At 62.0% G+C, this 10,000-nt stretch carries 11 protein-coding genes; 9 read left to right on the top strand and 2 right to left on the bottom strand.

Going from position 1 to position 10,000, the window contains the following annotated elements; all coding sequences use genetic code 11:
- The first annotated feature begins 187 nt into the window (after nt 1-187).
- From LDL37_RS00325 to der, 9 genes are all read left to right on the top strand, one after another.
- Nucleotides 188-1,060 carry an AAA-associated domain-containing protein gene (locus LDL37_RS00325; RefSeq protein WP_290792713.1) on the top strand — a complete coding sequence of 291 codons (873 nt, stop codon included), beginning with the start codon at nt 188-190 and terminating at the stop codon, nt 1,058-1,060.
- Between the two features lie 43 nt (nt 1,061-1,103).
- Nucleotides 1,104-1,451: an ArsC family reductase gene (locus LDL37_RS00320; protein ID WP_290792711.1), complete on the top strand. Its 348-nt coding sequence runs from the start codon at nt 1,104-1,106 to the stop codon at nt 1,449-1,451.
- Nucleotides 1,452-1,591: 140 nt separating this feature from the next.
- Nucleotides 1,592-1,987: a DUF6249 domain-containing protein gene (locus LDL37_RS00315; protein WP_290792709.1), complete on the top strand. Its 396-nt coding sequence runs from the start codon at nt 1,592-1,594 to the stop codon at nt 1,985-1,987.
- Nucleotides 1,988-2,015: 28 nt separating this feature from the next.
- A complete protein-coding gene (locus LDL37_RS00310; protein WP_290792707.1) occupies nt 2,016-2,603 on the top strand; it encodes an RNA polymerase sigma factor in 588 nt (195 codons plus the stop codon).
- Nucleotides 2,604-2,607: 4 nt separating this feature from the next.
- Nucleotides 2,608-3,033, top strand: coding sequence for a hypothetical protein (locus LDL37_RS00305; protein WP_290792705.1), 426 nt, complete (start codon nt 2,608-2,610; stop codon nt 3,031-3,033).
- Between the two features lie 47 nt (nt 3,034-3,080).
- Entirely contained in the window at nt 3,081-3,902 is an 822-nt protein-coding gene (gene panB / locus LDL37_RS00300) for a 3-methyl-2-oxobutanoate hydroxymethyltransferase (protein ID WP_126423665.1), read from the top strand.
- 189 nt (nt 3,903-4,091) lie between these two features.
- On the top strand, nt 4,092-4,823 hold the full coding sequence (locus tag LDL37_RS00295; protein WP_290792702.1) for a tetratricopeptide repeat protein: 732 nt from the start codon (nt 4,092-4,094) through the stop codon (nt 4,821-4,823).
- A 41-nt stretch (nt 4,824-4,864) separates the two neighbouring features.
- Nucleotides 4,865-6,280 (top strand): PQQ-like beta-propeller repeat protein, encoded by a 1,416-nt coding sequence (locus tag LDL37_RS00290; protein WP_290792700.1) that lies wholly within the window; start codon nt 4,865-4,867, stop codon nt 6,278-6,280.
- A gap of 92 nt (nt 6,281-6,372) precedes the next feature.
- Nucleotides 6,373-7,959, top strand: coding sequence for a ribosome biogenesis GTPase Der (der, locus tag LDL37_RS00285; RefSeq protein ID WP_290792698.1), 1,587 nt, complete (start codon nt 6,373-6,375; stop codon nt 7,957-7,959).
- Nucleotides 7,960-7,994: 35 nt separating this feature from the next.
- Here the strand turns inward: der and LDL37_RS00280 are convergent, their stop codons facing one another.
- Together LDL37_RS00280 and LDL37_RS00275 are read right to left on the bottom strand one after the other, a co-directional pair.
- Nucleotides 7,995-8,831, bottom strand: coding sequence for a PhzF family phenazine biosynthesis protein (locus LDL37_RS00280; RefSeq protein WP_290792696.1), 837 nt, complete (start codon nt 8,829-8,831; stop codon nt 7,995-7,997).
- A partial coding sequence (locus LDL37_RS00275; protein WP_290792694.1) for an aminotransferase class III-fold pyridoxal phosphate-dependent enzyme occupies nt 8,828-10,000 on the bottom strand: 1,173 nt, incomplete at its 5' end. The genes LDL37_RS00275 and LDL37_RS00280, both read right to left, overlap by 4 nt.

Genomic DNA, 10,000 nt, shown 5'->3' with positions numbered 1-10,000 from the left:
GAATGTCGGCATGGTGTTTCAGAGCTTCGCCCTGTTCCCGTGGCTGAGCGTGCTGCAAAACGTCGAGGTCGGCCTTGAGGCGCAGGGCGTAGCCCCGGCGATCCGCCGCGAACGCGCCCTGAAGGCTATCGACCTGATCGGGCTCGACGGCTTTTAAAACGCCTACCCCAAGGGGTTGTCGGGCGGGATGCGTCAGCGCGTCGGTCTGGCGCGGGCTCTGGTCGTCGATCCGGATATCCTTTTGATGGATGAGCCCTTTTCGGCGCTCGACGTGCTGACGGCGGAAACCCTGCGCACCGATTTGCTCGACCTGTGGTTCGAAGGGCGCACGCCGCTCAAGTCGATCCTGATCGTCACGCACAATATCGAGGAGGCGGTGCTGATGTGCGACCGCATCCTTGTCTTTTCGTCCAATCCGGGGCGGGTAGTGGCTGAAATCACCGTCGATCTGCCGCAACCGCGCGATCGTCTGGACCCGGCTTTTCGCGCGCTGGTCGAAGACATCTACCGCCGCATGACCACGCGCACGCCCAAGGCTCCGGTGCAGGAAGGCCTGTTTGCGGGCATGGGGATGGCCATGGTGCTGCCGCGCGTTTCGACCAATATTCTGGCCGGTCTGATGGAGGCCCTGGCCGGGACGGCCTATGCCGGTAAGGCCGCCCTGCCGGCGCTGGCGGCGGAGCTTCAGTACGAGGCCGACGAACTCTTCCCCATTGCCGAAGTGTTGCAACTGCTGCGCTTTGCCGAACTGGAAGGCGGCGATCTGCTGCTGCTGCTCGCCGGTCAGGCCTTTGTCGAAGCCGATGTCGATGGCCGCAAGTACCTGTTCCGGCAACAGCTTCTGACCCATGTGCCGCTGGCGACCCATGTCCGTCACGCGCTCGAAACCGGCGGCGAGGCCGGGCTGAGTGCGCGGCGCGTGCGCGACCAGTTGCAGACGCACATGTCTGAAACCTTTGCGCAGCAGACCCTGCGTTCAGTGGTTCAGTGGGGGCGTTATGCCGAGGCCTTCGACTATGACGAAAAGGCGGACCGTTTCAGCCTTGAGGACGTGGTGTAAGCCGTTTAGGGAGGGGGCTCAGTTCACAGACAGGAGTCCCCTCATGGCCTTAACCCTCTACGGCATCAAAAACTGCGATACGATGAAGAAGGCGCGGCTGTGGCTGGACGGGCAGGGGCTGGCCTATGCCTTTCACGACTATAAGGTCGCGGGGATTGATGAGGCGCATCTGAAGGATTGGGTCAAGGCGGTGGGCTGGACCGTCCTGCTCAACAAGGCGGGCACGACCTTCAAGGCTCTGCCCGAAGCCGATAAGGCTGACATTGACGAGGCCAGGGCCATCCGCCTGATGCTGTCCAATCCGTCGATGATCAAACGCCCGGTGCTGGACAAGGACGGTACGATTACCGTCGGCTTCAAGCCGGAGGTCTATGCGGCGCTGTTTGCCTGATGTCAGAGAAGCGGCTCGACACCCGCTCTGCGGGATGAATTTTATTTAATACTTATCTGTGCATCCAAATGGCACTGTCCGCGCCTCTTATCCTACAGAGGCGGATTTTCGCCTGACACTTTCTCAAGGGAGATCGTAACATGCACGATTTCGAAGCGGCACTTCTCATCCCCATCATCTCTATCCTGATGCCTATTTTTATCGTGGGCATCGTCATGTACTTCCGCGCCAAGGACCGGGCGGAAGTGCAGAAGACCATCCGCATGGCCATCGAAAAGGGGCAACCCCTGCCGCCGGAATATCTGGACAGCCTGCAAAAGTCCGGAGCTTCAATGAACAAGATCAAGACGCCGGTGAACGATATTCGTTCCGGTCTTATCCTGATGGCCGTGGCTCTCGGTCTGGTGGTTCTCGACTTTGTGAAAAATGATTATGTTTTTGAAACCCTGTCGGGCGTCGCGGCCATTCCCGGTTTTATCGGGGTCGCCCTGCTGATCATGGGCATTGTCGGCCTGAACAATCAGAAGAAGTCCTGAACCGTAACGCTTTCAGGATCGACCCGCCATGTCCGCCCCTTCCACCGCTGCCGGTTACCGACATCTGAGCGATCATGACCTGATCGCTCAGGCGGTGCTGGGCGTGTCCGACGCCTTCGGTGAACTGGTGCGGCGGCACTCGGCGGCTCTGCGCACGCACCTGCGGCGCATGGGGGCGCAGGGGGCCGACGCGGACGATATGGCGCAGGAGGCCTTTATTACGGCCTATGAGCGTCTGACCGAGTACCGGGCCGATGGTCCGTTTCTCAACTGGCTCAAAATGATCGCCGCCCGCCGCTATCTGCGCAAGGTGAAGACAACGCAGAAATATCTGCTGGTCGAGGACGTCACCCCCTATGAGACCGCGCCCGACCTGCATCAGGCCGTTCAGAACGAGGGGGCGGCGCGTGATCTGGACGGGGCCCTGTCGCGCCTGAAACCGGCGGAGCGCCTGTGCGTCACGCTGAATATTTCCGGCGGGCTCAGCCATCAGGACGTGTCGAATGAGACGGGCCTGCCGCTGGGGACGGTCAAGAGCCATATCAAACGCGGACTGACGCAGTTGAGGGCTATGCTGGACATGGCCGAAGCCGTGCCCGCGGTTATCGAAAGGTGATGTCATGAAGGATGAAGACCTCTACCATCTGTTCCAGACGCCAATGCGTTTCGATGACGAACCGGCGTTTCAGGATCGGGTGATGCGCCGCCTGGGCGCCAAAAACTGGCTGCGTCAGGGCCTGATCGCTCTGGCCGGTCTGCTGGGCGGGCTTTACGCCCTGACCCAGCTTGTGCGGCTGCCCGGCCTGTCGTCCACGGCGCAGGCCGCCACGCGCCCGGCGGCGGCCCCGGACGCCACCTTCGAGGCCAGCCTCGGCTTTGGGCGCGAACTGGTGGAAAACGTCGCCAACGGTCTGGCGCTGGCCTTAAGCAAGTCCACGGATTATTTGGCCTTCGCCCAGTCGCCCCTCTTTTTTTGGATCAGCTTTTCGCTATGTATGAGCATCGTCGGCCTGTACCTCGTCAACATGCGTGAAGAGGGGGTATAGGCCCACTCCCTGCCGGTCCTCCCGGCTGAGCGAAAGGTGCCCTTAAGGTGAGCAGCCATACCCCATCCCCCGTCAAGCGTCTGACCGCGCCGGAAATCTATGCGCGCAAAGGCGGTACGCCTCTGGTCAGCCTGACCGCCTATGACGCGCCGATGGCGGAAATTCTCGATAATCACTGCGACATCCTGCTGGTCGGCGACAGCGTCGGCATGGTGGTGCACGGCCTGCCCAACACGCTGGGCGTGACGATGGAGATGATGATCCTGCACGGTCAGGCGGTGATGCGCGGGGCCAAACGCGCCTTCGTTGTCGTCGATATGCCATTCGGCTCTTATGAAGGCGATCCGGAAGTGGCCTTTGACAATGCCGCGCGCCTGCTGAAAGAAACCGGCGCGCAGGCGGTCAAGGTCGAAAGCGGCCCGACGGTCGCGCGCACCATCGCCTATCTGACGCAGCGCGGCATCCCGGTCATGGGGCACATTGGTCTGCGTCCGCAGGCGGTCAATGTCGATGGCGGTTTCCGCGCCAAGGGCCGCACCCCCGAAGAACGCGAAAAAGTCCTTCAGGAAGCCCGCGACACCGACGCGGCCGGGGCCTTTGCCATCGTGATCGAGGGCGTGGCGGCCGATCTGGCCGGGGAAATCACTGCGGCGGTCAAGGCCCCCACCATCGGCATCGGCGCCTCGGCGGCCTGCGATGGGCAGATACTGGTCGTCGATGACATGTTGGGTCAGTTCGACTGGTCCCCCAAATTCGTGCGCCGCTATGCGGCCTTGCGTGAAACCATCAGTGAGGCCGCAGCAGCCTACGCCAAAGATGTCAAAAGCCGCGACTTTCCGGCCCCACAAGAGACATATTTTGCGAAGTAGAATGATAACCCTGATGGGGTGTCCTCTTTAAGGGGGCGCATGCCCTGTTGGAAAAACCGGTTTCCACTTTTTCGGGGCATGCTTTAATGATCATTGCGCATCCGGCCTGTTGCGGCTAGGTTCGCGCCAGATTTACCGGTGACCGCCGCGCTGCGGTCCCGTCAGTGTGTTCTGAGACAAGGAATAAACGTGAGCGATATTTTCGAGGAAGCCGAAGAAGGTCTGCGTCAGGACCGTTGGGCCGCCATCGCGAAAAAGAGTGCCCCTTTCGTGGGTGGCGCACTGGCTGTGGCGTTGATCGGGGCTCTGGGCTTCTGGGGCTATACGTCGTGGGAAGCCGGGCGTATCAGCAAGGCGTCTGAGTCCTATGTCGTCGCGCAGGACGCCCTGACCAAGAACGACAAGGGCGCGGCGCGAACGGCGTTACAAAAGGTCGTGGATGCGGGCGCGCCGGGCTATAAGGCGCTGGCCCTGTCGCAACTGGCCGGGCTGGCCGTTGAAGACAACAAGACCGACGAAGCTGTTAAGCTGCTGGAAGAGGCGTCGAAGGCCTCTTCGGACCCCTTGATTGCCGATCTGGCGACGCTGAAGGCCACCTTTCTGATCATGGACAAGGCGTCTTTTGAGGATGTCGAAAAGCGCCTGACGCCGCTGACCAAGGAAGGGCGTCCCTACGCGCCTCTGGCCAAGGAAGCGCTGGCTATGGCCAAGATCCAGAAGGGCGACCTTCAGGGCGCGCGCGGCGACCTTCAGGCGCTGGCCTTCTCGCTCGACGCCTCTGATCCGCTCAAACAACGGGCCCAGATGGCGGTGGCTCTGATCGATTCCGGTGGTGCCGAAGTGGCGCGTCAGGCGATCAAGCTGCCGGAAGTGAAGGCGCAGCCGCAGATGGCCGCCCCGCTGAGCCTGCCGCAACAGTAAACGACCCACCCGACTAACTTCGCCTTGATGAGAAAGCCCTGATGACGGCAAAGACTTCCCACCATAATGGCCACCATACCGGTCGTATCCTGACCGCCACGGCTATGGCGCTGGTGCTGGGCGCGGGGCTTTCGGGCTGCTCGACCATCCAAAACCTCAACCCGCTCAAAAAAGAAGAGCCGAAAGAGGTCGCCACGCAGGGCGAGCGCATCTCCATCGTCGCCTTCGAGCAAAAGGTGCAGCCGTCCGAACGTTTGGCGGGCAAGGACTTCTACCTGCCGTCGCCGCAGCCTGTCGCCGACTGGCCTTTCGCCAGCGGCCCAACCACGACGGTCGAGCACGCCGCCGCGGCTGAGCAGTTCAAGATCGCCTGGTCGAAGTCGGTGGGGGCGGGCTCGTCGCGCACCACTCAGGTCGTCGCCTCGCCGGTATCGGATGGCAAGCTGATCTACGCCATGGACGGCGAAGCGCGTATTCGCGCCTTCGACGTCAATTCGGGCAACGAAGTTTGGACGCGGAACCTCAATCCCGACATCCGCCGTGACAAGGACGCCTTTGGCGGTGGTCTGGCCGTTTCGGGGGGTAAGCTCTACGTGACTTCCGGCTTCCGTCTGGCCGCCGCGCTTGACGCTGCGTCGGGCGAGGTGCTGTGGACCAAGACGTTCGACAGCCCGCTGCGCGCTGCGCCGGCGGTGAACGGCAATGTGGTGGTCTTCAGCGACGTCGATAACCAGATGATTGCGCTGAACAAGGAAACGGGGGAGCCCGCCTGGACCTATCAGGCGCTGGTCGAACCGGCGCGCATCCTGCGCACCACCGCTCCGGCCATCTATGAGAACCTGTTTATCGCGCCGTTTTCGTCGGGCGAACTGGTCGGTATCGACGCCAACAGCGGTCAGCAGGTGTGGAACCAGACCCTGGCGCAATCGACGCGCACCAACGCCCTGTCGGAAATCCGCGACATTTCCGGTCGCCCGCTGGTGGCCAACAATCTCGTCTATGCCGCCAGCCATTCGGGCGTCTTCTCGGCGCTGGATGCCAAGTCGGGTCAACGTCGCTGGTCGGTCAGCGCCGATTCGACCAATGCCCCGTGGGTGGCCGGTGATGCCGTCTATCTTTCGACCCTGCAAAGCGAGCTGATGGCGGCCAATGCCGCGTCAGGTCAGGTCTATTGGCTGGTCGATCTCAATCAGGGCCGCGCCAAGACCAAGAAAAGCTTCTTTGGTATGGGTGGCGAAAAGAAGGTCAAGAACCTGCCGGTGTGGACCGGCCCGATTCTGGCCTCCAACCGCCTGATCATGGTCAATTCCGAAGGCGAAATGGTGGCTTTCGACCCCAAGACCGGGGCGCGCAAAGAGACGCTGAAACTGGGTGATGCGGCCTATCTGGCCCCCATCGTGGTGGGGGACAAGCTGTTCGTCCTGACCGACAAGGCGAAGCTGATCGCCGTTCAGTAAGCGATCCCCCAGCGATGACCATTCGGATGCAGGAGGCGAGCCTCCTGCATCTTTTCTTTTTTTTACACGGTATCTCCTGTAATAACCCCCTCATGACCTTAAAAATCGCCATTGTCGGCCGTCCGAACGTCGGCAAATCCACCCTGTTCAACCGCCTTGCGGGCAAGAAACTGGCCATTGTCGATGACCAGCCCGGCGTGACGCGTGACCGTCGCTACGCTTCGGGCCATATCGGCGACATCGATCTCGACCTCATCGACACTGCCGGTTTCGAGGACGTGGCCGATACCTCGCTGGAAGCGCGCATGCGCCAGCAGACCGAAAAGGCCATCGAGGAATGCGACGTCGCTCTGTTCGTCATGGACGCCCGCGAAGGCGTGGTGCCGCTTGATCGCATCTTTGCTGACATCCTGCGTTTCAAGGACAAGCCGGTCATCCTGATCGCCAATAAGGCCGAGGGCCATGCCGGTTTTGCCGGAGCCGAAGAGGCGCACGTCTTGGGCTTTGGCGCGCCGCTGCACCTGTCGGCCGAACACGGGGAGGGGATTTCCGAGCTTTATGAGGCGCTGGAAAAGTACCGCCAACTGATCGAAGGCGATTTCATTGCCGATGAGGACGAAGACGAGGATGAGGACACCAAGCCCGTCCGCATCGCCATTATCGGGCGTCCCAATGCCGGTAAATCGACCCTGATCAACCGCCTTTTGGGCGAAGACCGCCTGCTGACCGGGCCGGAGGCGGGCATTACCCGCGATTCGATCTCGGTCGATTGGGAGTATGAAGGGCGCAAGATTCGCCTCGTCGATACGGCGGGTCTGCGGCGCAAGGCGCGCGTGCAGGAAAAGCTAGAAAAGCTTTCGACCGCCGACACCATCCGCGCCATCACCTTCGCCGAGGTGGTGATCCTGGTCATGGATCAGGAAAACGCCTTTGAAACGCAGGACCTTCAGATCGCCGATCTGGTCGAACGTGAAGGCCGCGCCCTGATCTATGTCATCTCCAAATGGGATACGGTCGAAGAACCGCAGGCGCGTTTGCACGAACTGAGCGAGATCGCCGAGCGCATGTTGCCGCAACTGCGCGGGGCCCCGTTCGTGGCCTTGTCGGCGCTGAACGGCCGCGGGCTCGACCGGCTGATGCCCGCCGTGCTGAAGGCCTATCGCAACTGGTCGGCCAAGGTGAAGACGCGCGACCTCAATGACTGGCTGAAACTGGCCATTCAGCGTCACCCGCCCCCCGCCGTGGACGGCAAGCGCATCAAGCCGAAATATATGGCGCAGACCAAGGGGCGTCCGCCCACCTTCGTGCTGTTCGCCAGTCGTGCTTATGCCATGCCGGCCCATTATCAACGCTATCTTATCAATAGCTTGCGTGAATCTTTTGATATGCCGGGCGTGCCTATTCGCCTGAGTGTCAAGGCCAATGCCGGGGTCAATCCGTTTGATGAGGGTGGCAGCAAGGACACCAGCGGCCCACCGCGCGTGCGCGCCAAGCCGAAGGTCAAGCCGGGCGAAAAGCCAGCCCACCCCAACCGTGTCAAGCAGAAGCCGAAGGGCGTTCCGGCAGCGCCTAAGGTGGTGGTCAAATCACGCACCTCGCGCAGCCTTGGGCCTTCGACCAAGCCCGGTGCCGCCGCGCCCGGCGGCCGCAGCAAACCCGCGGGCAAGGGTAAGCGGTAAATACACCCTCCCCTGTCAAGCAGGGGAGGGTGAAATTAAAAGCTCCCGGTGCCGCTGAACAGGGTGCGCGTCTCGCCGCCGATCCAGATATTGCCGTCGGCTTCTGACACATGGATGCGCCCGGCGCGGCCCAGCTTCGTCCCCTGAGCCGCCACATAGGGGGCGGTGGCGCGACCATCGGCCAGCAGGCACTGAGCGACCGAGGCATTGAGCGAGCCCGTCACCGGGTCTTCGATAATACCGCCCGTGGCGTCGCTGAACAGGGCGCGGATTTCAAACGCCGTCTCGTGGCCCGCCGGATGCGCGCCGACCAGACCGATTTCAACGCGGCGATCCAGATAACGCAGCGGATCGACGGCCAGCACGGCGTCGGCCGAGGCCAGTTGCACCAGCACCCAGCCGGGGCCATTGTCGGCCCATTCGGCGCTGACGATGTCGTCCGGTTCGATGCGCAACACTTCGACAATTTCGGACCGCTTGGCCGCATCAACCGGGCCCTTGCGGACCAGCGGCGGCGCGGCAAAGGCCGGCCGGTCGCCGTCAAAGCGCACGCGGACCAGACCGACCGCGCACTCTTGCACCACCTCTGTCTTGTCCGAACCGGTCGCCAATCGCCACGCATGGGCCGAACCCAGAGTCGGATGACCGGCAAAGGGCAGTTCACGGTCCAGTGTAAAGATACGCACGCGGTAGTCGGCGTCGGGCGTCTCCGGCGGCAGCAGGAAGGTCGTTTCCGACAGGTTGAACCAGCGCGTGATGCGCTGCATGTCTTCGGTCGTCAGGCCCTCTGAATCGAGCACCACGGCCACCGGATTGCCGCTGAACGGCCCGGAATGGAAGACATCGACTAACTGAAAACGGCGCTCGCTCATAATTGCCCCAGCAGTCTGCCCAGTTTGCGGATAAGCTCGTCGATCTCGGCTTCCGTCACGTCCAGAGGCGGGCGGAAGCGGATCGAGTCGGTGCCCGCCCCCAGCAACAACAGCTTCTCCTGCTCCAGCGCCATGTCGATCAGCCGCCCCTTGTTCGGCGCGTAGAGCAGGCTGAAACCCTGATAGAGGCCCAGTCCGCGCACATTGCCGAGGGTGTCGGGGTATTTTTCAACGAGGCTGTTCAGCCCGCCAAACAGGCGCGCGCCCTTGCTTTCGACGCTTTGCAACAGGCCTTCGTCCTCGACGATCCGCCATTCCTCGCAAAAGCGCACCATGTCGGACAAGGTGCCGCCCCAGGTCGAATCGAGGACGCCGATATCGTCCATCGAATTGAGCATATAGACGACGCCATTGCCGAACTTCTTGGCCGTGGCGACCGCCTGCGGCGGGTGGGGGACGTCAAACAGGTCGATGGAGAAGACCTCACCCGTCTGTCCGCCGGAGGTCTGCACCTCATCCAGCCCCCAGGCGATGCCGTGGTGGTGGCACAGGCGCGACAGCTCCTGATAGAAGCGCGGCAGGGCCAGACGATGGCCACCGGCCCCCTGAAGCGGCTCAAGAATAACCCCGGCGATTTCATCACGATAGGTAGACATCAGATAGTCGAGCGTCGCCAGACACTTATCGACCTCGCGCTGATTGTCGGCTTCGCGGCGGCGGCTGTCATACTCAGGGAAGGGCACCTGAAGATTGCCCTGAATCAGGCCCTGATAGTCGCGGGTGGCGATGGGGTCGTTCGACAGCTTGGTGATATTGAGCGCATAGACGGTGCGCCCGTGGAAGGCCTGTTCAAAATAGATAAAGCGGTGGTTGAGGACCGTCTTGCCCTGCGCCTGCATCTTCTTGTGGTGGAGATTGATGAGGTATTTCATCATGTTCTCAACCGCTTCGGCGCCGGAATTCACCGCATAGACCTCGACGCGCTCACCGCGCATACATTTGGGGCGCAGGGCGTGCAGCAGGCGGTAATAGTCGAGACATTCGCGCGTCAGGAAGTCCGGATTGGCCATCTTGGTATTGGCCGCGACCACCAGCCTGCGCATATAGTCGGGCTCATACAGGCGCGGGTGGTTGTAGCCGATCAGGCGCGACCCATAGAGGCCGCACCA

It is taken from the genome of Asticcacaulis sp., from assembly GCF_020217185.1.
In the GTDB taxonomy this organism is placed as follows: domain Bacteria; phylum Pseudomonadota; class Alphaproteobacteria; order Caulobacterales; family Caulobacteraceae; genus Asticcacaulis.
Note: the sequence above shows the minus strand (reverse complement) of the source record. Positions and strands in the feature narration are given on the sequence as shown.